The 20,644-nt window shown below is 64.3% G+C and carries 19 protein-coding genes, 1 tRNA gene and 1 pseudogene; 11 read left to right on the forward strand and 10 right to left on the reverse strand.

All coding sequences use genetic code 11. The features are described from left to right. Positions 1-3: 3 nt before the first annotated feature. A tRNA-Asn gene (locus tag HV744_RS31995) sits at positions 4-79 on the reverse strand. Between the two features lie 116 nt (positions 80-195). Beyond that, on the reverse strand, positions 196-519 hold the full coding sequence (gene fdxA / locus HV744_RS32000; protein WP_006052862.1) for a ferredoxin FdxA: 324 nt from the start codon (positions 517-519) through the stop codon (positions 196-198). Between the two features lie 294 nt (positions 520-813). On the opposite strand from fdxA, the gene pncB reads away from it, so the two are divergent. The 5 genes from pncB to HV744_RS32025 all read left to right on the forward strand — a co-directional run bounded on the left by pncB (position 814) and on the right by HV744_RS32025 (position 6,821). Next, a complete protein-coding gene (gene pncB, locus HV744_RS32005; RefSeq protein ID WP_175153329.1) occupies positions 814-2,010 on the forward strand; it encodes a nicotinate phosphoribosyltransferase in 1,197 nt (398 codons plus the stop codon). Between the two features lie 164 nt (positions 2,011-2,174). Next, a complete protein-coding gene (locus tag HV744_RS32010) occupies positions 2,175-2,837 on the forward strand; it encodes a LutC/YkgG family protein (RefSeq protein ID WP_175153330.1) in 663 nt (220 codons plus the stop codon). Between the two features lie 64 nt (positions 2,838-2,901). Then, positions 2,902-4,332, forward strand: coding sequence for a sodium:proton antiporter (locus HV744_RS32015; RefSeq protein ID WP_175153331.1), 1,431 nt, complete (start codon positions 2,902-2,904; stop codon positions 4,330-4,332). A gap of 54 nt (positions 4,333-4,386) precedes the next feature. Continuing rightward, complete coding sequence (locus HV744_RS32020) at positions 4,387-5,376, forward strand: 2-hydroxyacid dehydrogenase (RefSeq protein ID WP_175153332.1); 990 nt, start codon at positions 4,387-4,389, stop codon at positions 5,374-5,376. Continuing rightward, positions 5,373-6,821, forward strand: a complete 1,449-nt coding sequence (locus HV744_RS32025) for a DNA recombination protein RmuC (protein ID WP_175153333.1) — start codon at positions 5,373-5,375, stop codon at positions 6,819-6,821. The genes HV744_RS32020 and HV744_RS32025 overlap by 4 nt, the downstream gene beginning before the upstream one ends. A 40-nt stretch (positions 6,822-6,861) precedes the next feature. Here HV744_RS32025 and HV744_RS32030 read toward each other — a convergent pair. The 6 genes and pseudogenes from HV744_RS32030 to HV744_RS32055 form a co-directional block, all read right to left on the reverse strand. After that, positions 6,862-7,182: pseudogene (locus HV744_RS32030) on the reverse strand (GNAT family N-acetyltransferase); the annotation flags it as partial. Continuing rightward, positions 7,182-7,457, reverse strand: coding sequence for a hypothetical protein (locus HV744_RS32035; RefSeq protein ID WP_074764961.1), 276 nt, complete (start codon positions 7,455-7,457; stop codon positions 7,182-7,184). The gene HV744_RS32035 and the pseudogene HV744_RS32030, both read right to left, overlap by 1 nt. A 79-nt stretch (positions 7,458-7,536) precedes the next feature. Beyond that, positions 7,537-8,841 carry a molybdopterin molybdotransferase MoeA gene (gene moeA / locus HV744_RS32040; RefSeq protein WP_175153334.1) on the reverse strand — a complete coding sequence of 435 codons (1,305 nt, stop codon included), beginning with the start codon at positions 8,839-8,841 and terminating at the stop codon, positions 7,537-7,539. A gap of 60 nt (positions 8,842-8,901) precedes the next feature. Then, complete coding sequence (mobA, locus tag HV744_RS32045) at positions 8,902-9,528, reverse strand: molybdenum cofactor guanylyltransferase MobA (protein WP_175153335.1); 627 nt, start codon at positions 9,526-9,528, stop codon at positions 8,902-8,904. Between the two features lie 11 nt (positions 9,529-9,539). Next, complete coding sequence (gene moaA, locus HV744_RS32050; protein ID WP_175153336.1) at positions 9,540-10,649, reverse strand: GTP 3',8-cyclase MoaA; 1,110 nt, start codon at positions 10,647-10,649, stop codon at positions 9,540-9,542. A gap of 210 nt (positions 10,650-10,859) precedes the next feature. Then, on the reverse strand, positions 10,860-14,138 hold the full coding sequence (locus tag HV744_RS32055) for an Rne/Rng family ribonuclease (RefSeq protein WP_175153337.1): 3,279 nt from the start codon (positions 14,136-14,138) through the stop codon (positions 10,860-10,862). A gap of 731 nt (positions 14,139-14,869) precedes the next feature. Here HV744_RS32055 and HV744_RS32060 point away from each other — a divergent pair. The 4 genes from HV744_RS32060 to HV744_RS32075 are packed head-to-tail and all read left to right on the forward strand — an operon-like array spanning position 14,870 to position 17,986. Next, entirely contained in the window at positions 14,870-15,895 is a 1,026-nt protein-coding gene (locus HV744_RS32060; protein ID WP_175153338.1) for an RluA family pseudouridine synthase, read from the forward strand. Further along, positions 15,888-16,547, forward strand: a complete 660-nt coding sequence (locus HV744_RS32065; RefSeq protein ID WP_175153339.1) for an HAD-IA family hydrolase — start codon at positions 15,888-15,890, stop codon at positions 16,545-16,547. The genes HV744_RS32060 and HV744_RS32065 overlap by 8 nt, the downstream gene beginning before the upstream one ends. Further along, on the forward strand, positions 16,544-16,948 hold the full coding sequence (locus tag HV744_RS32070) for a Rieske (2Fe-2S) protein (RefSeq protein WP_175153340.1): 405 nt from the start codon (positions 16,544-16,546) through the stop codon (positions 16,946-16,948). Before HV744_RS32065 ends, HV744_RS32070 begins: the two co-directional genes overlap by 4 nt. A 33-nt stretch (positions 16,949-16,981) precedes the next feature. Continuing rightward, the gene (locus HV744_RS32075) at positions 16,982-17,986 is read left to right on the forward strand and encodes a S49 family peptidase (RefSeq protein WP_175153341.1); all 1,005 of its coding nucleotides are present in this window, start codon (positions 16,982-16,984) and stop codon (positions 17,984-17,986) included. An 85-nt stretch (positions 17,987-18,071) separates the two neighbouring features. Here HV744_RS32075 and HV744_RS32080 read toward each other — a convergent pair whose 3' ends face one another. Both HV744_RS32080 and HV744_RS32085 read right to left on the reverse strand, forming a co-directional pair. Further along, a complete protein-coding gene (locus HV744_RS32080) occupies positions 18,072-18,791 on the reverse strand; it encodes an SAM-dependent methyltransferase (RefSeq protein ID WP_175153342.1) in 720 nt (239 codons plus the stop codon). Further along, entirely contained in the window at positions 18,792-19,406 is a 615-nt protein-coding gene (locus tag HV744_RS32085; RefSeq protein ID WP_175153343.1) for a Maf-like protein, read from the reverse strand. A gap of 259 nt (positions 19,407-19,665) precedes the next feature. Between HV744_RS32085 and HV744_RS32090 the strand changes: the two genes are divergently transcribed. Both HV744_RS32090 and rpmF read left to right on the forward strand, forming a co-directional pair. Beyond that, entirely contained in the window at positions 19,666-20,310 is a 645-nt protein-coding gene (locus HV744_RS32090) for a DUF177 domain-containing protein (protein WP_175153344.1), read from the forward strand. Between the two features lie 101 nt (positions 20,311-20,411). After that, positions 20,412-20,591 (forward strand): 50S ribosomal protein L32, encoded by a 180-nt coding sequence (gene rpmF, locus HV744_RS32095; protein WP_006401275.1) that lies wholly within the window; start codon positions 20,412-20,414, stop codon positions 20,589-20,591. Positions 20,592-20,644: the final 53 nt, after the last annotated feature.

Here is a 20,644-nt window from a genome sequence, read left to right on the forward strand (position 1 = left end):
TCTTGGCTCCTCGACCTGGGCTCGAACCAGGGACCTACGGATTAACAGTCCGGCGCTCTACCGACTGAGCTATCGAGGAACAGAACAACAACAGCAGAGAAGCGAAATTGTAGAAGCAGCTTAAGCGCCTGTCAATACCCTGCGTTCATCTTGATTTCATTCGATTCCGGCGGGGTGCGTGATGGGCGGCCGCGCTCAACGTACGAGCAGCGCGAGCTTTTCCTTCACGTCCTTGAACTCGTCGGCTTCCGGCAGCGGCGCCTTGGTCTTGGTGATGCTCGGCCAGTTCTTCGCCAGATCGGCATTCAGCTCGATGAAGTTCTGCTGGTCGCCCGGCACGTCTTCTTCGGCATAAATGGCGTTCACCGGGCACTCGGCTACGCACACGGCGCAGTCGATGCATTCGTCGGGGTCGATCGCGAGGAAGTTGGGACCTTCGCGAAAGCAGTCCACCGGGCACACATCGACACAGTCGGTATAGCGGCACTTGATGCAGCTTTCGGTCACAACGTGAGTCATTCAGGCAGCTCCTGCATGCGGAATCAGGGAAGGCGCAAGCGCCAAAAGCGCTATTGTAACGTAACGTCAAGAGGCGCATGCAGCATCGGGCAATGCCTTTTATATGTTTTCGTGATTAGTTTATGACGCGCCGCAAAGGGCACTTCCTTCGAGGCGCGTGGCGCGAGAGCCCGGCGGCGCGCTGAATCCGGACGCATTCGGGTAACATGCGTCAGGTCGGCGCGCACGGGCGTGCCACGTGCGCATGGGTTGAGTCAGCCCTTGCGTTTTTCCAGCGGTCCAGTTCGCACCATCATGATTATTACTTCGCTGCTCGATACCGATCTGTACAAGTTCACGATGATGCAAGTGGTGTTGCATCATTTTCCCGCCGCGAACGTGGAGTACCGTTTCCGCTGCCGCACGCCGAATGTCGATCTCGTGCCGTATATCGGCGAGATTCGTGACGAAGTACGCAAGCTCTGCGACCTGCGCTTCACCGACGACGAGCTCGACTACCTGCGGCGCATGCGCTTCATCAAGGGCGACTTCATCGAGTTTCTCGCGCTGTTCCATCTGAACGAGAAATACATTTCGATCGAGCCGTCGCCGAAGGGCAATGGTGAAATCGACATCGAGATCAAGGGACCGTGGCTGCATACGATCCTGTTCGAGATTCCGATGCTCGCGATCGTCAACGAGGTCTATTTCCGCAACACCCAGCAAAAGCCCGACTACAGCGAAGGACGCGGTCGCCTCGTCGAGAAGATCCAGTTGCTGGGCGCGCGTGCGGAATTCGCCGACTGCAAGATCGCCGACTACGGCACGCGCCGTCGCTTCTCGAAGCAATGGCACGAGGAAGTGATCCTCACGCTGAAAGACGGGCTGGGCGAGCAATTCGCCGGCACCAGCAACGTCTTCTACGCAATGAAGCACAGCCTCACGCCGCTCGGCACGATGGCGCATGAATACCTGCAGGCGTGCCAGGCGCTCGGCCCCCGCTTGCGCGACTCGCAGACGTTCGGCTTCGAAATGTGGGCGAAGGAATATCGCGGCGACCTGGGCATCGCGCTGTCGGATGTGTACGGCATGCAGGCGTTCCTGCGCGACTTCGACATGTACTTCTGCAAGCTGTTCGACGGCGCCCGTCACGATTCCGGCGATCCGTTCGACTGGGGCGAACGGCTGCTCAAACACTACGAGGCGAACCGCTGCGACCCGCGCACCAAGATCCTCGTGTTCTCCGACGCGCTCGACATTCCAAAGGTGCTGCAACTGTACGAGCGGTTCCGCGGCCGCTGCAAACTGGCATTCGGCGTCGGCACCAATCTGACCAACGACCTTGGCTACAACCCGCTGCAGATAGTCATCAAGATGGTTCGCTGCAATGGTCAGCCGGTGGCGAAGCTGTCGGATTCGCCGGGCAAGAACATGTGCGAGGACAAGGCCTATCTCGCGTATTTGCGGCAGGTGTTCGGCATCGCGCAGCCGGAGGAAGCGGCGGCGAAGTAACCCGGCTCATCCGTTGCTCATGCTCATGCCTTGATGCGCGCGGTGCTCAGTTTGGCCGCGCGTTCGACGCATGACAATATGCTGTTCGGCCAGGGTGTTCGCGCGGAGGGTGGCCGGTATAATCCTCGCCATATCGCATGGCTGTCGACACGAGGATTCCGTCTATGGACACATCGAGTGCCCGCCGCAACATCCTGGCGCGCATCCGCGCCGCGCAAGGGCGCGAGCCCGAGCCGAGCGCTGCCGAGCGCGAGGCCGCGGCGGACTATCTGGCGCGCCATCCATCCGGTCCGCGTCCGGAGATGCCGGCAGATCTGAGCGCACGCTTCATCGAAGAAGCGCAGAAATTGTCGACCACGGTCGACACGGTTCAGTCACTCGGCGACGTGCCGGCCGCGGCCTATCGCTACCTCACGCAACATGCGTTGCCGCTGCAGGCAATCGCCTGGCAAACGCTCCAGGATCTGCACTGGGCCGAAGCCGGCCTCAGCGTCGAATTCCGCAAACCGCAAGACGGCGACGTGGTCGGCCTCACCGGCTGCTTCTGCGCGACCGCCGAGACCGGCACGCTCGTGCTGCTGTCCGGGCCGCAGACGTACGCGTCAGCCGGCCTGCTTCCGGAAACGCACATCGCCATCGTGCCGGCTTCGCGCATCGTCTCGGGTCATGAAGAGGCGTTCGGCCTGATCCGCAAAGAGCGCGGCGAACTACCCCGCGCGGTGAATTTCGTCTCCGGTCCCTCGCGCACCGGCGACATCGAACAGACCATCGTGCTGGGCGCGCATGGCCCATACCGGGTGCATGTGATCGTCGTACAGGATGCCTGAACGGGCAACCCGGCTGCGTGCCAACGCGCACGCGGCGGCCCGCAATAACAAGGATTTCAACGATATGAAAGGGCATGCTGTGTGGGCGAGCATGTTGCTCGCCGCTGCATTGACGCTGGCCGGGTGGTCGCAACCGGCATCTGCCGCGACGCTCGACGGCGCGAGTTTGTCGGCGCTGTGGGGTCTGCCGTTCGCGGGCGTGCTGCTGTCGATTGCGCTGTTTCCGCTGCTCGCGCCGGCGTTCTGGCATCACCATTTCGGCAAGATCACGGCCGCGTGGGCGCTGCTGTTCCTCGTGCCGTTCGCGCTCAGGTTCGGTATGGGGGCGGCCTTCGGCGAGCTGGTGCACGCGATGCTCTACGAGTACATCCCGTTCATCGTTTTGCTGACGGCGCTCTATACCGTCGCGGGCGGCATCTGCGTGCGCGGCAATCTGCACGGTACGCCGCGCCTGAACACCGCGATTCTCGCGCTCGGCACGCTGCTGGCGAGCGTGATGGGCACGACCGGCGCGGCCATGCTGCTGATCCGTCCATTGCTGCGCGCCAACGACAATCGCCGGCACGTGGTCCATGTGGTGGTGTTCTTCATCTTCCTCGTGGCGAATGTGGGCGGCTCGCTGTCGCCGTTGGGCGATCCGCCGCTCTTCCTCGGCTTCCTGGAGGGCGTCAGTTTCTTCTGGACCACTACGCATCTGGCGTTGCCGATGCTGTTTGTCAGCGGCGTATTGCTGGCCGGCTTCTATGCGCTCGACTCGTACTACTTTCATCGGCATGGGGAGGAGCGCTCGCGCTTTCTCGATCCGACGCCTGAAGGGGTGCCGCTCGGCGTCGACGGCAAGATCAATTTTCTGTTTCTCGCCGCGGTGATCGCGCTGGTGCTGATGAGCGGGCTATGGCGGCCGCAGGTGGCGTTCGACGTGTTCGGCACGCAGGTGGCATTGCAGAATGCGGTGCGCGACGTCGCGCTGATCGGCGTCACCTTGCTGTCGCTCGCGTTGACGCCGCGCGCGGCTCGCGCGGGCAACGATTTCAACTGGGCGCCGATCGAAGAAGTGGCCAAGCTGTTCGCCGGCATCTTCGTGACGATCGCGCCGGTCATCACGATTCTGCGCGCCAGCGAGGCCGGTGCGTTCGCGGGCATCGTTCATCTGGTCAACGATTCCGCAGGCCAGCCGCGTGACATCATGTACTTCTGGGCGACCGGCCTGCTATCTTCGTTTCTCGACAACGCGCCGACTTATCTCGTGTTCTTCAACCTGGCCGGCGGCGATGCGCAGACGCTGATGACCACCGGCGCGACCACGCTCGCCGCGATTTCGGCCGGCGCGGTGTTCATGGGCGCCAACACGTATATCGGCAATGCGCCGAACTTCATGGTGAAAGCGATCGCGCAATCGCGCGGCGTGCGCATGCCGAGTTTTTTTGCGTATCTGGGCTGGTCCAGTGTGGTGCTGCTGCCGCTGTTCGCGGTCACCGGGTGGATCTTTTTTTGACGCTGATTTCGACGCCGAGGCACTTTCACTCGACGCGCTATACGGAGAATTGCAATGCAGAAGATCCTCGTCGCCCGTTCGATGTTTCCCGATGTGATCGAACGGCTCAAACAGTATTTCGACGTCGACTGGAATCAGGGTGACGTGTTGCCCGCCGACGAACTGAAGCGCCGTCTCGCGGATAAAGACGGCGCGCTGACCGCGGGCGAGCCGATCGACGCGGGCGTGCTGGCGGCGGCGCCGCGTCTGCGGGTGGTGTCGAACATGGCGGTGGGCTACAACAACTTCGACATGGCCGCGTTCAACGCCGCCAACGTGCTCGGCACCAATACGCCGGACGTGCTGAACGAGTCGACAGCCGACTTCGGCTGGGCGCTGATGATGGCCGCGGCGCGCCGCATCGCCGAATCGGAGCACTGGCTGCGCGCGGGCAAATGGCAGAAGTGGACGTATGACGGCTTTCTCGGTGGCGATCTGTACGGCTCGACGCTCGGCGTGATCGGCATGGGCCGGATCGGCCAGGCGCTGGCGCGTCGCGCGAAGGGTTTCAACATGCAGGTGATCTATCACAACCGTTCGCGCGTGGCGCCGGAGATCGAAGCGGAACTGAATGCCGCGTACGTGTCGAAGCAGGACCTGTTGCGGCGTGCCGATCATGTCGTGCTGGTTCTGCCGTACACGGCGGAAAACCATCACACGATCGGCGCGGCCGAACTCGCGCTGATGAAACCGACCGCGACGCTCACCAACATCGCGCGCGGCGGCATCGTCGACGACGCGGCGCTGGTCGAGGCGCTGCGCTCGAAACAGATCGCGGCGGCCGGTCTGGACGTGTTCGAGGGCGAGCCGCAACTGAATCCGGATCTGCTGAGCGTGCCGAATGTGGTGCTGACGCCGCACATCGCCAGCGCGACCGAAGCCACGCGCCGCGCGATGGCGAACCTCGCCGCCGACAATCTGATCGCCGCGCTGGGCGAAGGGCCGCGCGCCGGCCAGCCGCCGAATCCGATCAACCCCGGCGTGATGGGCAAGCCGCGTTCATGACGATGATTCTGGTCGCGGCCGTCGCGGTGCTGGCGGTCGTATTGGTCATCGCGTTGGCGCTGCTGGTGCGCATTCATGGCCGCGCGGACGAAAGCGAGCAGTTCGATCTGCTCAACGAGCGCATCGATATCGCAGCCGACGGGCAGGCGCACGCTTACGAGCGTCTCGAACGGCAATTGCGCAACGACATCACCGAAACCGCGCGGGCGTCGCGTACCGAGCAGAGCAGCGGTTTCGCGCACTTTCAACAGACGCTGGCCGCGCAGTTCAGCAGCATGACCACGGTGCAGGGCGGCAAGATCGACGGTTTCGCGCAGCAGCTCGATGCCGTGCGTCACAGTCTGCAGGTGCAGGCCCAGCAGGCGCGCGACGAGCAGGGCCGCACGCTCAAGCAGTTCGGCGACACGCTGAGCTTGCAACTGGGGCAGCTCACCGAGGCGAACGATCGGCGCTTCGCGGAAGTGCGCGCGACCATCGAACAGCGCTTGAAGGATATCGAGGCGAACAATTCGGCGAAGCTCGAGGAAATGCGCCGCACGGTCGACGAAAAACTGCACGCGACGCTCGAACAGCGTTTGGGCGAATCGTTCAAGCTGGTGTCCGACCGGCTCGAACAGGTGCATCGCGGACTGGGCGAGATGCAGACGCTGGCGGCCGGCGTCGGCGATCTGAAGAAGGTGCTCACCAACGTCAAGACTCGCGGCACGTGGGGCGAGGTGCAACTGGAAGCGTTGCTCGAACAACTGCTCACCGCCGATCAATACGCGAAGAACGTTGCGACGGTGCCGAAGAGCGCGGATCGCGTCGAGTTCGCGATCAAGTTGCCGGGACGCGCGGAGCAGGGCGGCGCGGCCACGCCCGTCTGGCTGCCGATCGACGCCAAGTTCCCGCGTGAAGATTACGAGCGTCTGATCGAAGCGCAGGAGCGCGCCGATCCGGTCGCGGTGGAAGAGGCGTCACGCGCGCTCGAAGCGCGGATTCGCGCGGAGGCGCGCACGATCGCGGAAAAGTATGTGTCGCCGCCGCACACCACCGACTTCGCGCTGCTGTTCCTGCCGACCGAAGGTCTGTACGCGGAAATTCTGCGCCGGCCCGGACTCACGGACCTGCTGCAACGCGACTATCGCGTGACGATCGCGGGACCGACCACGCTGACCGCGCTGCTCAATAGTTTGCAGATGGGCTTCCGCACGCTCGCAATTGAAAAGCGTTCGAGCGAGGTGTGGCAGGTGCTCGGCGCGGTGAAAACGGAGTTCGGCAAATTCGGCGACGTGCTGGCGAAGACCAGGGCGCAACTGGAAACCGTCACGCGTTCGATTGAAGCGGCGGAAACGCGCACCCGGATGATGAGCCGCAAGCTGCGTGACGTCGAGGCGTTGCCGGGCGACGCAGCGAGTGGCGTGCTCGGCGATGCGTTGTCGGGTGTGGATCCCGACGAACAATGAGACTGCGAGTTGAGCGCGGAGTTGGGGGGATCGGGTTGGCGGCAGCGAGGCGCCGCAGCAACGCGGTGCCCAGACCGCTGCCGCGTTGCGAGGGTTGCACGTAGACGTCTTCGAGATACAGCCCGCGCTTGCCGGCGAAGCTCGAATAATTGTGGAAGTACAGCGCATAGCCGACTATGCGTCCCGCGTCTTCCGCGACCAGCGCTTCGATCGAGGGCCGCGCGCCGAACAGCGCGTCATGCAGACCGTCTTTGGTCGCGACAAACACGTGCGTAAGGCTTTCGAATTCCGCCAGCTCGTACGTCAGCGCGAAGATGGCGCCGGTGTCCGCGGGCGCGGCGGCGCGGATCGTCGCGGGCATTACGCCTCTTCCGGCGCGTCGGTCAGGTGAATTTCAATGCCGCCAAAGCGCGATGCAACCCAGTTGTACGCGTGGCACGCAATCCACAACAGCACGAAACCGAGGATCGCATTCAGCAGCAGCGCGCTGAACACCGTGCTCAGTTCCACCGAGCCGTAGCGTATGAACGCGACCAGCACGCCGAGCAGCACGATCGGCACCGAGAACGTCAGGTACACGAGGATCAGTGCTTTGGCCGTCTGTCCAGGTGCGATGAACGAGATCTGTTTTTTCATGTAAGTCAAACCCGTATGTCTTGGTTGTAATGGGTCAAGCTGCAAATGACCGCTAGTGAAAGCCGAGCCGCGCGAGGCGTCAGATGAGACCGTCGAACAGCATGATTGCGACGCGCTCACCCTCGGCAATCGCGCCTTCGTCATGTCCGAGCACGATGAAGCAATTGGCTTCGCTCATCGAACTCAGCACGCCCGAGCTTTGCGAGCCGGTCGGCGTGACATGCCATTGGCCGTGCGCGTCCTGTTCGGCGACACCGCGCTGGAATTCGGTACGGCCGGCGTGTTTGCGAATGGCCTGACGGCTCGTCGCGTGAATCGTCGGCAGCGGCCGGGGCGTCGCGCCGGACATCAGCAGCAGCACCTCCCGCACGATCTGGTAGAACGCCACCATCACGGCGACCGGATTGCCCGGCAAACCGAAGAATAGCGCGGGAAGCCCGACGCCCGGCCGTTCGCCGGACCAGATGCGGCCGAAAGCGAGCGGCCGGCCAGGGCGCATCGCCATGCTCCAGAAGGCGACGTCGCCGAAGGTCTGGAGCAGTTGTTTGGTGAAATCGGCCTCGCCGACCGACACGCCGCCCGAGGTCAACACCACGTCGGCGTTCGCTGCGGCGCTGCGCAAGGCGGCTTCCAGCGCGGCGGGTTCGTCGCGCACCACGCCGAGATCGAGCGTGTCGAGGTTCAGGCGCCGCAGCATCGCAAACAGCGTGTAGCGGTTGCTGTCGTACACGGAGCCCGGGTCGAGCGGCTCGCCGAGCGAGCGCAATTCGTCGCCGGTCGAGAAGAACGCGACGCGCAAACGCCGCCGCACCTTCACTTCGCCGATCCCGAGCGACGCCAGCAAACCGAGGTCCGACGCGCGCACGATGCGGCCGGCCCGCAGCGCGGCATGGCCGCGGGCGAGATCTTCGCCGGCGCGGCGCCGGTTGGCGCCCGCCGCCACGGCGTCGGCCGCGAAGCGGATCGACGCGGAGTCGGCGCTGCATTCGACCAGTTCCTGCGGCACGACCGTGTCGCAGTCTGCCGGCATGCAGGCGCCTGTCATCACGCGCACGCATTGGCTCGCGTCGACGCGGCCCGCGAACGGATGCCCGGCCAGCGCTTTGCCGACGATCGTCAGGTGAACGCTGTCGGACGCACCAGTTGCCAGTGCCGCGCGCTGGAACGCGTAGCCGTCCATCGCGGAATTGTCGTGCGATGGGACGTCGATCGGCGACACGATATCGGCCGCGAGCACACGGTCGAGCGCGTCGCGCAACGCCACGCGTTCGACGGCCGCGACCGGCTCGGCCCACTGGCGAACAATCGCCTGAGCGGCCGCAACAGGTAGCGCGTGAGGATCGTACTGCGCGACGCAGCGGGAAAATTCGTTAAGCGTGGTCATGAAGAGCTGGGCGTCGCGACCGGAGACGGGCGCGGCAGTTGCCGCGCGGCCGGGCGGATTTCAACCGGGGCCTCGATCGCGTTCGAGGTCGGCGAGTTCTTGTAACGAGTTGGCATTGTAGAACGCGCGCTCGTCGGTAAAGACGACTTCCACCGTCTTGTGGCGTGCGTACCACGCGCGAACCTTGCGTTCGCCGGCATCCAGAAATGCCGACAGGTCGTCTGCGAGCCCCGTGCGCAGCAGCGCGAACACCGGATGGAGGGATGCCTCGCCGTGCACGCCGACGGTCGTGACGGTGGCGATATCGGCCTGGTTCGAGTCCAGCGCGTGCGCGAGGCGGGTGGCGAGGTCGGCGGGCAGCCAGGGGGAGTCGCAAGGCGCACTCAGCAGATACGGGGTGGTGCTCGCCCTCAGTCCGGCGAGCAAGCCCGCCAGCGGTCCCGGAAAGCCGGGCAGCGTATCGGCCACGATCGTCGCGCCGAACGGCGCGCCGAGTGCGGCGTAGATGTCGGGATGACGGTTGGCGCTGATCAGCAGCGCGCCGGTTTGCGGCGCGAGGCGCGTCAGCACATGAGCGGCGAGCGCCTCGCCGTGCAGCGGTTGAAGCCCCTTGTCGACCCCGCCCATGCGCATGCCGCGCCCGCCCGCGAGCAGCAGGCCGGTGATCTGTTCACGTGTGGGCTGCATGCGCCGGCCGCTCAGCCGCCGATGTACGACATTTCGACACGGCGGGCGGCCGCTTGGCTTGAATCGGCCGGCTGGCTGCCGCGCAATTGCGAGTAGCGGTCGCTGCGGCCTTGCCAGATTTCGGCGACGGCGGTGGCGATCGCGGCGTCGCTCGCACCGCTGCGCAGCAACGCGCGCAGGTCGTGACCGGACGACGCGAACAGGCACAGGTACAGCTTCCCTTCGGTCGACAGGCGTGCGCGCGTGCAACTGCCACAAAACGCGCGCGTGACGCTCGAAATCACGCCGATCTCGCCGCTGCCGTCCACGTAACCCCAGCGCTGCGCGGTCTCGGCGGCGCTGTGCGCTTCGAGCGGGACGAGCGGGAATTGCTCGGCGACGCGCGTCACGACGTCGGCGGACGGCAGCACTTCGGTCATGTTCCAGCCGTTCGACGTGCCGACGTCCATGTATTCGATAAAGCGCAGCACCGTGCCCGAGCCTTTGAAATGACGCGCCATCGGCACGATTTCGCTGTCGTTGGTGCCGTGCTTGACGACCATGTTGACCTTGAGCGGCGCGAGCCCCACCGCGTGCGCCGCAGCGATGCCGTCCAGCACGTCGGCGACCGCGAAGTCGGCGTCGTTCATGCGGCGAAACAGTGTGTCGTCGAGCGCGTCCAGACTGACTGTCACGCGGGTCAGGCCGGCGTCTTTCAGGCTGCGCGCCTTGCGCTCCAGCAACGAGCCGTTGGTGGTCAGCGTCAGATCGAGGGGGCGGCCCGCCGGGGTGGTCAGTTGCGCGAGCCGCTCGATCAGGAATTCGAGATTTTTACGCAGCAACGGCTCGCCGCCCGTCAGGCGGATTTTCTCGACGCCATGTGCGACGAAGAGCCGCGCCAGCCGTTCGATTTCCTCGAAGCTCAGCAACGCGCTGTGCGGCAGGAACGCATAGTCCTTGTCGAACACCGCGCGCGGCATGCAGTACACGCAGCGAAAGTTGCAGCGATCCGTTACCGAAATGCGCAGGTCGCGCAGCGGGCGCGACAGCGCGTCGTGCAGCACGCCACTGGGCGTCTGCACGGGGCCGGAAATGACCGGTGCCGCGCTGAGATCGGCAACTGGAATGATGCGTCGGGACATGAGGTGCTTCGTCTGGTGCTTCGTCTGGTGCTTCGGTGGACAGCTGGATATTCATTCTATCGGAAATGCCTCCGACGGCAGGCGGACTCCAGGCCTTGTCGGGGTTTACGGGGAGTGGCATGGCGCGGCGCATCCGGCCTGCCGTTGGCACATCCATAAGAGCAAAAAGCCCGCCGGTGAGGGCGGGCTTTTTGAGTGCGGCGGGGCAGCTTAGTGCGGGTGCTTGCCCGTTTCCACTTGCTGCATCGGCGCGCTGTCGAGCGGCGGCAACGGTTTGCGCTCACGCACCACGCGCGCCGGCTTGATGGTCTGCGCAGCAGCTTCCTGCGCGGCACGCAGCTTGGCGGCGTCGGTGTTCACCCAGACGAGACCGGCTTGTTCCAGTACCGGCTTCAGGGCTTCCGCCGACACGGCGCCGCTACGCGGTGCCTGCGGTGCAGCGGCGACAGGCGCCGGCTCGATCGCTGCCGGTTCTGCCGCCGGTGCAACCACTGCCGGTTGCGCTGCGACGATCTCGGCTTGCGGCGCCGGCGCACCAGCCAGTGCTTCAGCCACCACGGCCGGAGCCGCGGTTTCGATAGGAGCCGGTGCGGCTTGCGCTTCGACGGCCGGCGCAACTACCGGCGCTTCGACATGCGCTTGAGCCGGAGCTTCGGCACGAGCGACCGGTTCGACCAGCGAAACCGTCTCGCTGGCGGCCGGTGCGGCTTGCGCCGCCTCGACCGGCGCCACGGCGGCTTGCGCCACCGGTGCTTGCACGACCGGCTCTACCGCTGCCGGTGCGGTCGGTGCTTGCTCGACCGGTACCACCGTTTCCGTCTTCGCGGCCTTCTCGACGGGCAGAGCCGGCGTTTCAGTTGCAGCATGCAGTTCGGTCACGGCGACGGTTTCGGTCGGGACAGCGGCGACCACCACTTCCGCTGGCGTCACTTCCTTCGCTTCGCTAACCTCGGCCTTGTGCTCGACCGGCTGATGAGCCGTGCGCACCGGCGCTTCGTCGCTCACGCTGACGGTGTCGCCTTCGGCTTCCGCGACGTCCGCTGCGAGGTTGCCGTTCACGTCCTCTTCACGCTCACGACGGCCACCGCGACGGCCGCGACGGCGACGACGACGCTCTTCACCTTCAGGCGCCACCGCTTCCTGATCGACCGGCGCACCGTTTTCGCCCAGCGTGACCTGGCTGCGCGCCAGTTCGTCCGCTGCTTGCGCGTCGGGTTGCGTCGTCAGTGCATCCGTGGTTTCCGTTTGCTGCTTGCGGCGTTCGCCACGTTCAGCACGCTCGCCACGTTCACGGCGCTCGCCGCGCTCCTGACGTTCGCCACGCTCGGCGCGCGGTGCGCCTTCCACCGCTTCCGCACGGTCGGCGCCGCGATTGTCGCGATCACGGGCTTCGCGGCCCTCGCGACCTTCACGCGGCTCACGTGTTTCGCGCGGTTCACGCGGTTCACGGCCTTCGCGGGCCTCACGCGGCTCACGCGCTTCACGATTGCCACGCGGCTCGCGAGCTTCGCGCGGCTCACGGCCTTCGCGTGCTTCACGCACCTCACGGCCTTCACGCGGTTCGCGTTCTTCGCGACGCTGCGACGGCTGCTGGCCTTGAGCCTGACGGCCGCCGCCCGTGCCTTCGCCGCGGCCCGCCGTGCCACTACGGCGATTGCGGTTGCGTTCGCCGGTGCGCTCACCGCGCTCCGTGCGTTCGCCGCGTTGCGGACGCGCCTGCTTGTCGGTCGTAGCCGGTGCGACAGGCGCCGGTGCGGCCGGCTGCATGCCGAACAGATTCTTCAGCCAGCCGATGAAACCGCCGCTCGCCGGCGTCACCGCGACTGGAGCCGGGGCTGCCGCTGGACGAAGCGGCGCGCTCGGCGCCGGCTTTTCAGGCGTGATGCCCTTGACCGCCGCTTCCTGCTTCGGCTTCACTTCCTCGGTGCGCTTGCTGTAACCGGTTTCCGATTCCAGTTCGCGGGCCGCTTCTTCGGCCATCTTCCACGAAGCACGCGGATCGTCGAGGCGCGCATCGTCGTGACGCAGGCGCTCGAGCTTGTAATGCGGCGTGTCGAGGTGCTTGTTCGGGATCAGCACGACATTGACCTTGAAACGCGACTCGATCTTGTTGATTTCGGCGCGTTTTTCGTTCAACAGGAAGGCGGTCACTTCGACCGGCACCTGGCAATGGATTGCCGCGGTGTTTTCCTTCATCGCTTCTTCCTGAATGATCCGCAGCACTTGCAGCGCGGACGATTCGGTATCGCGGATGTGGCCCGTGCCGTTACAGCGCGGGCAGGTCACGTGGCTGCCTTCCGACAGCGCCGGGCGCAGACGCTGACGCGACAGTTCCATCAGGCCGAAGCGCGAGATCTTGCCCATCTGGACGCGCGCGCGGTCGTGCTTCAGCGCGTCTTTCAGGCGCTGCTCGACTTCGCGCTGGCTCTTGGCCGACTCCATGTCGATGAAGTCGATCACGATCAGGCCGCCCAGGTCGCGCAGGCGCAACTGGCGGGCGACTTCGTCGGCGGCTTCGAGGTTGGTGCGCGCGGCCGTTTCCTCGATGTCCGCACCCTTGGTGGCGCGCGCCGAGTTCACGTCGATCGCGACCAGCGCTTCGGTGTGGTCGATCACGATCGCGCCGCCCGAGGGCAGCGGCACCGTGCGCGAGTACGCCGTTTCGATCTGGTGTTCGATCTGGAAGCGCGAGAAGAGCGGCACGTCGTCGTGATACCGCTTCACCTTGCTGACGTTGTCCGGCATCACGATGTCCATGAAGGCTCGGGCCTGGTCATGGATTTCGGTGGTGTCGATCAGGATTTCGCCGATGTCCGGCTGGAAATAGTCGCGAATCGCGCGGATCACGAGGCTCGATTCGAGATAAATCAGCATCGGCTGGCCGCTGGAACCGCTTTGCGACGCGGCTTCGATCGCGCGCCACAGCTGCATCAGGTAGTTCAGGTCCCATTGCAGTTCTTCGGCGCTGCGGCCGATGCCGGCGGTGCGCGCGATGATGCTCATGCCTTCCGGCAATTGCAGCTGCGCCATGGTTTCGCGCAGTTCCTGACGGTCGTCGCCTTCGATGCGGCGCGACACGCCGCCGCCGCGCGGGTTGTTCGGCATCAGAACCAGATACCGGCCGGCGAGCGAGATGAAGGTGGTGAGGGCCGCCCCCTTGTTGCCGCGCTCTTCCTTTTCGACCTGGACGATCAGTTCCTGACCTTCTTTCAGCGCGTCCTGGATGCGTGCGGAGCGCATGTCGACGCCGTCGCGGAAATACTGGCGGGCGACTTCCTTGAACGGCAGGAAGCCGTGACGGTCTTCGCCGTAGTTGACGAAACAGGCTTCGAGCGACGGCTCGATGCGGGTAATGATGCCCTTGTAAATATTGCCTTTGCGCTGTTCGCGGCCGGCAGTTTCGATGTCGATATCGATGAGTTTTTGCCCATCGACGATGGCAACGCGCAGTTCTTCCTGCTGCGTCGCATTGAACAACATTCGTTTCATTGAACGACTCCAGAGCGGCTTAGCCTGCCCCCGGCTGCGCGGTTGTCAGTCGCGAGAGCCGGGAGGGCAGCGGCATGCCGCGCCTTATTGTGTTTTCACAAGCACGCTGGAGCGGGAAAATTGGCGGGAGAATTGCCTGAGAGGGCCCGGCCCCATTAAAAAATGGGCGCGGTGCCGCAGGGCACATGCGAACACGGCTTCAAATAACGACCCGACACGCCGCGGGTTCTGCCGGCAGACCTTCATAAGCCTTCATCCACTCGCGCCGGTGCGCCAACTGGGCGCGTGACCGGAGGGTCGAAGGCTGCGGTCATGCCGCAGTGGGAAGTTCGCGCAGGCGGCGCGTCTTTTCCTACTGGGGGTGTCTCGCCTCATTTTGACGTCGCCATGTCTTGTACTTTCTACAAAACGCCTCGGGCGCACGCCGTATTTTCGCAACCTGCAGCTTCGTACAGCAGGGCGTCAGACCGCCCGATATCGAAGCTGAAAGTTAGATTCTTTTTTACCAAAATTCCGTTACCGTCGAAGCCGACCTTGACCGAACGCGCCTGTGGGCGCCGTCCCTGCCGGGCACTGGCTTCGTGCGTGCAACTTGCTGCATCTCATTTGGGGGTGAGCAACCAGACCCCGGCGCAAGTAAAATAACGATTTATCGCTTGCACCTGCGCAATCCGCCCGAATTCCGGACACTGCGCCGGCCGCCGCAGACTGCTGGGCAAATTATATTCAGAATGAAAGAGTTAGGCAAAATATCCCAGAAATCGGTCGCAAGCGACCAGGTCTCGTTGATCGAGATCGACGACAGCGCGGCCGGACAGCGCATCGACAACTTCCTGTTGCGCGTCTGTAAAGGCGTGCCCAAGAGCCATATTTATCGCATCCTGCGCAGTGGGGAAGTGCGGGTGAATAAGGGCCGGATAGACGCGCAGTATCGTCTGGAGCTGGGCGATCTGGTGCGCGTGCCGCCCATCCGCGTCGCGCAGCCGAACGAGGCCGCCGCGCAAGCGCCGGTGCCGAGCGGCCTCTTCCAGATCATTTTCGAAGACGACCACCTGCTGGTCATCGACAAGCCGGCCGGCGTGGCGGTGCATGGCGGCAGCGGCGTCGCGTTCGGCGTGATCGAGCAGATGCGCGAGGCGCGGCCGCAGGCGAAATTCCTCGAACTGGTGCATCGGCTGGATCGCGAGACCTCCGGCATCCTGATGCTCGCCAAAAAGCGCAACGCGCTCGTCAATCTGCACGAGCAGATTCGCGAGAACAAAATGGATAAGCGCTACTATGCTTGCGTTCACGGCGAGTGGGCGAGCGACTGGGGGCGCCGCCGCGCGGTCAAGGAGCCGCTGCACAAGTATCTGACCGCGGACGGCGAGCGCCGCGTGCGGGTCCAGGCGGATGGGCTCGCGTCGCACACGGTGTTCAATCTGATCGACTGCTGGCCGGAGTACGCGCTGCTCGAGGCGGAGCTCAAGACCGGCCGCACGCACCAGATTCGCGTCCACTTGCAGCATCTGGAACTGCCGATCGTCGGCGACGCCAAATACGGCGACTTCGCGCTGAACAAGGCGCTGGCGCGCTCGAACGCCAAGCCGGGTCTGAAGCGCATGTTCCTGCACGCTTACCGGCTGAAGCTTGCGCACCCGGCCACCGGGGCAACGTTGCAGTTCGAGGCGCCGCTGCCGGCCGACTGCCGCAGCTTCATCGCGCAGCTCAACGAATTACGAAATGGGTCAAACCCGGAGACGACACCGCATGGCTAGAGAGCAATTTGATCTGATCGTCTTCGACTGGGACGGGACGCTGATGGATTCGACCGCGCACATCACGCGCAGCATCCAGGCGGCGTGCCGCGATCTCGGCTTGCCGGTTCCCGCCGACGAAGCCGCGAGTTACGTGATCGGCCTCGGCTTGCGCGATGCGCTGCAGATCGCCGCGCCCACGCTCGATCCGGCCGACTATCCGCGTCTGGCCGAGCGTTACCGTTTCCACTATCTGGTGAAGGATCAGACCACCGAGCTGTTCGCCGGCGTGCGCGCAATGCTGCAGGAATTGCGCGATCAGGGCTATCTGCTGGCCGTGGCGACGGGCAAGAGCCGCGTCGGGCTGAATCGTGCGCTCGACCAGTCGCACCTGACCAGCCTGTTCGACGGCACCCGCTGCGCCGACGAGACCTTCTCGAAGCCGCATCCCGCGATGCTGCATGAACTGACTCGCGAACTGGGGCAGGATCTGGTGCGCACGGTGATGGTCGGCGATACGACGCACGATCTGCAAATGGCGATCAATGCGGGCGTCGCGGGCATCGGCGTGACCTATGGCGCGCATCCGGCCGGCTCGTTGAGCGCGCTGTCGCCGAAATATGTCGCCTCGAGCGTGAGCGCGTTGTCCGCCTGGCTGCGAGAGAACGCATGAGCACGGACGCGGTCGACGCGGCGGCGCACGCCGTGCGCATCTGCGCGGCGCAGGAGCTGGTCGACGGCGGCGCGGGCGTGAGGCGCGCCGCGCGGCTCGGCAACGGCGACGCCGTGGTATTTTTTGTTCGCTATGACGGCCGTGCGTACGGCTATCTGAACCGCTGCGCCCACGTGCCCATGGAACTCGACTGGGCCGAGGGGCAGTTCTTCGAATCGTCCGGTTTATACTTGATGTGCGCGACACATGGTGCGATTTACGCGCCGGATACCGGCAAATGCGTCGGTGGTCCGTGCCGCGGCGGCAGATTGCGTCCCGTTCAGGTTGAGGAGCGGGATACGCCCGAAGGCCGCGCCGTGTTCTGGCTGCCTGATGGCGAACTGCGCCCGGCCACGTCCTGATTTTTCTCCCCTTCGATCTTTCCACAACCCCGCATGTCCGACAATCTGACTCCCGAGCCGAAGGATCCGTCCCCGACTGGCCACACCCGCACGCCTGCCGATGAGCCCGGCTGGGAACGGGCGGCGCTCGAGCGCATCGCGCTCGCGGCGATCACCGAACAGCGCGCGGCACGTCGCTGGAAGATTTTTTTTCGTTTCCTCTTTCTCGTCATCCTGCTGCTGGCCGTATGGGCTGCGATCAGTTTCTCCGGCGACCGGGTCGCGATCACCGGCCGTCACACGGCGATGATCGCACTTGACGGCGAAATCTCCGCAGATACGAATGCGAACGCCGAAGATATCAACGCGGCACTGCAAAGCGCGTTCGACGATTCGGGCACTGCCGGCGTGATCCTGCGCTGCAACAGCCCGGGTGGCAGTCCGGTGCAGGCGGGCATCATTTACAACGAGATTCGTCGCTTGCGGGCCAAGTATCCGGCGATTCCGCTGTATGTCGTGGTCGGCGACATGTGCGCGTCGGGCGGCTATTACGCGGCTGCGGCAGCGGACAAGATCTTCGTGGACAAGGCGAGCATCGTCGGTTCGATCGGCGTGCTGATGGACAGCTTCGGTTTCACCGGCTTGATGGACAAGCTGGGGATTCAGCGTCGTCTGCATACATCAGGCGAGAACAAGGCCTTTTTCGATCCGTTCTCGCCGGAAACGGCGAAGATGGACGAACATGCGCAAGTTATACTGGATCAGATCCACGCGCAGTTCATCGACGCGGTGCGTCAGGGCCGCGGCAAACGTCTGCATGAAACACCGGACATGTTCTCGGGCCTTTTCTGGACTGGCCAGAAGAGCGTCGAACTGGGCTTGGCCGACGGGTTCGGCGACCCCGATTATGTGGCGCGCGATCTTTTCAAGGCGCCGGATATCGTCGATTACACGGTAAAAGAGAGCATTACCGATCGCGTCGCGCGCAAGTTCGGCGCGGCGGTCGGCAATGGCGCCGTTCATGCGATGGCGCTGGGCGCAAAGCTGAACCTGCGTTGATCGGCCGTATGTAAAAGAGCCCCGCGCGATCGCTGACGATCGGGCGGGGCTTGGTTGTTTTCGCTTCTACGCGTTCCGGCCGGCGTCAAACCGCCAGAATCAGGAAGATGGCTGGCCGCTTATGCAGATCGATTGCCGGCTTCTTTTTCCAGTCAGTCACGGTGCGGCTGGCAATGGTTTCCGTCGCCAGCGTCAGGTCGACTGCCACGCACACGAGCGTGGACGGCGCGCACGTCGCCAGCAACGTGTCGAGCAACGCGCGATTCCGGTAGGGCGTCTCAATAAAAATCTGCGTTTGCTTCCCTTTGCGCGACTGTTGTTCCAGATCGCGCAGGCGCTTCGCGCGTTCGGTGGCGTCGACCGGCAGATAGCCGTGGAACGCGAAGCTCTGGCCGTTGAGCCCCGAAGCCATCAGGGCCAGCAGAATCGAACTCGGCCCGACCAACGGCACGACCTTGACGCCGCGCTCATGCGCACGGCGCACCAGCAGCGCGCCCGGGTCCGCGACCGCGGGGCAGCCGGCTTCGGAGACAAGGCCCGCGTCGGTGCCGGCGAGCAGCGGCGCGAGCAGCTTGTCGATCTCGCCGGCCGGCGTATTGACGTTCAGTTCGCGGATCTCGATTTCCTGGATCGGCCGTTCGGTGCCGACTTTCTTCAGGAACGCGCGCGTCGTTTTCGCGTTTTCGCCGATGTAATAGTGGAGCGCCGCCGCGCGGACGCGCACAGGCGCGGGCAGGACGGCGTCGAGCGCGTCGGTGTCGCCTTCGCCGAGTGTGTTCGGAATCAGATATAGCGTGCCGCTCATTTATGCCCTCAAAAGTGGATAGCCGACTGCCAGCAACATGCGCGACAGTGCGATCAACGGCAGACCGACGAGGGCGGTGGGATCGTCGGAATGGATGGCTTCGAGCAGCGCGATGCCGAGCCCTTCGGATTTGGCGCTGCCCGCCACGTCGTATGGCGTTTCGGCTAGCAGGTAGGCCTCAAGCGCGGCATCCGGCAGGTGGCGAAATTGCACGCGGGTAATCACGTCGGCGGTTTGCGCCGCGCCCGAGCCGCTGTCGAACAGACACAGCGCACTATGAAATAGCACTTCGCGGCCGCGCATCGCCTGCAATTGGGTGAGCGCTTTTTCGTGCGAGCCCGGTTTGCCGATTTGCAGGCCGTCGTAGGTGGCGACCTGGTCGGAGCCGATTATGAGCGCGGCGTCGGCGGCGCCGAGCCCGCTCGCTACGGCGCGCGCTTTGGCTTCGGCGAGCCGCAATGCGGTGACTTCGGGTGTTTCGCCGGCAAGCGGCGTTTCGTCGATGGCGGGCACGACGACATCGAACGGAACGCGCAGGCGTTCGAGCAGCTCGCGCCGATACGGCGAGCTCGACGCCAGAATCAGGCGTGGCGGGCGATTGGGGGAATCAGGCATGGTCAACCAACGGCTAGAGAGGCGAGGCGTACGGGGTTGCGCGGAGCTTCCGCGCGTACGGGCTTAAGTGTTTGACTCGAAAAGACAAAACGGATATGATTTTGGGCTTTTCATCGGTATGCTTGCGCTAGGCGAGTCTCGGTGCGTTCGGTTGAATTCAATCTGAACACCACGCCGTGGGGCTTCGCGGGCTGTCTCGCAAACCGGTTTAACTTCGCGGTTTACCTCCGGCGAAATCCTCGCCGACGCAGGAGCGCACATGACTCAACATCCTGGCAACCCTGCAGGTCTGTCCGACCCGCATGAGCTCGATCTGTTCGAATTTGCGCGGAGTGCGCGCCAGGCCGCGGGTGTCGTGCGCGTCTCGCAACTGCCGCGCATGTTAAACGAAGTCCCGGCAGAAGCGCCAGACCGCGATACCGCGTTCACCTGGCAAGCTGAAGGGGCGACGCAGCCGGAATTGCAGGATGACGGCACCGAGGGTCCTCAGCCTTATTTGAGGATGGCGATTCACGGTGCCGCATGGCTCGAATGTCAGCGGTGCATGACGCCGTATTCGCAGGCGTTCAACGTCGATGCAACTTACCGGATCGTCAACACTGAGGCGGAAGCCGAAGAGTTTCCGCTCGACGAGGATGAAGTCGAAGTGATCGTGGGCTCGCGCCAGTTCGATCTCGTCGACTTGATCGAAGAAGAGTTGCTGCTTTCCTTGCCGCTCGTGCCAAAACACGAGGTCTGTCCCGAGGTGCACGAGAGTCTCGTCTCTGGTGTGGCCGGTGCTGAAGGCGAGGGCGACGAAGCCGCGCCGGACCAGGCTGACGAGGGCGGCGAGCCCGAGCGGCCCAATCCGTTCGCGGCGCTCGAAGGTCTCAAGCGCGGTGAGCCGGGCGACAAGAAGCGCTGAACAGTTGCATGGGAGCGCGATGCGGGCGCATTGGCCATTCGGTCAATGGCGGAGACCCGGTCGGGCTGTGTTAGAATTCGGAAAATTTTTAGGAGTTAGTCATGGCAGTTCAACAAAACAAGAAGTCGCCGTCGAAGCGCGGCATGCACCGTTCGCACGATTTCCTGACGGCGGCGCCGCTGGCCGTGGAACCGAGCACGGGCGAAGTGCATCTGCGTCACCACATTAGCCCGAACGGCTACTATCGCGGCAAGAAAGTCGTCAAGACGAAGAACGACTAATCGTTTCACTGCGTTGCGCCCTTGGCGTTTCGCGTGGCGATTGGCTCGCTTGA

The organism is Paraburkholderia ultramafica, assembly GCF_902859915.1.
GTDB classification, from domain to species: Bacteria; Pseudomonadota; Gammaproteobacteria; order Burkholderiales; family Burkholderiaceae; genus Paraburkholderia; species Paraburkholderia ultramafica.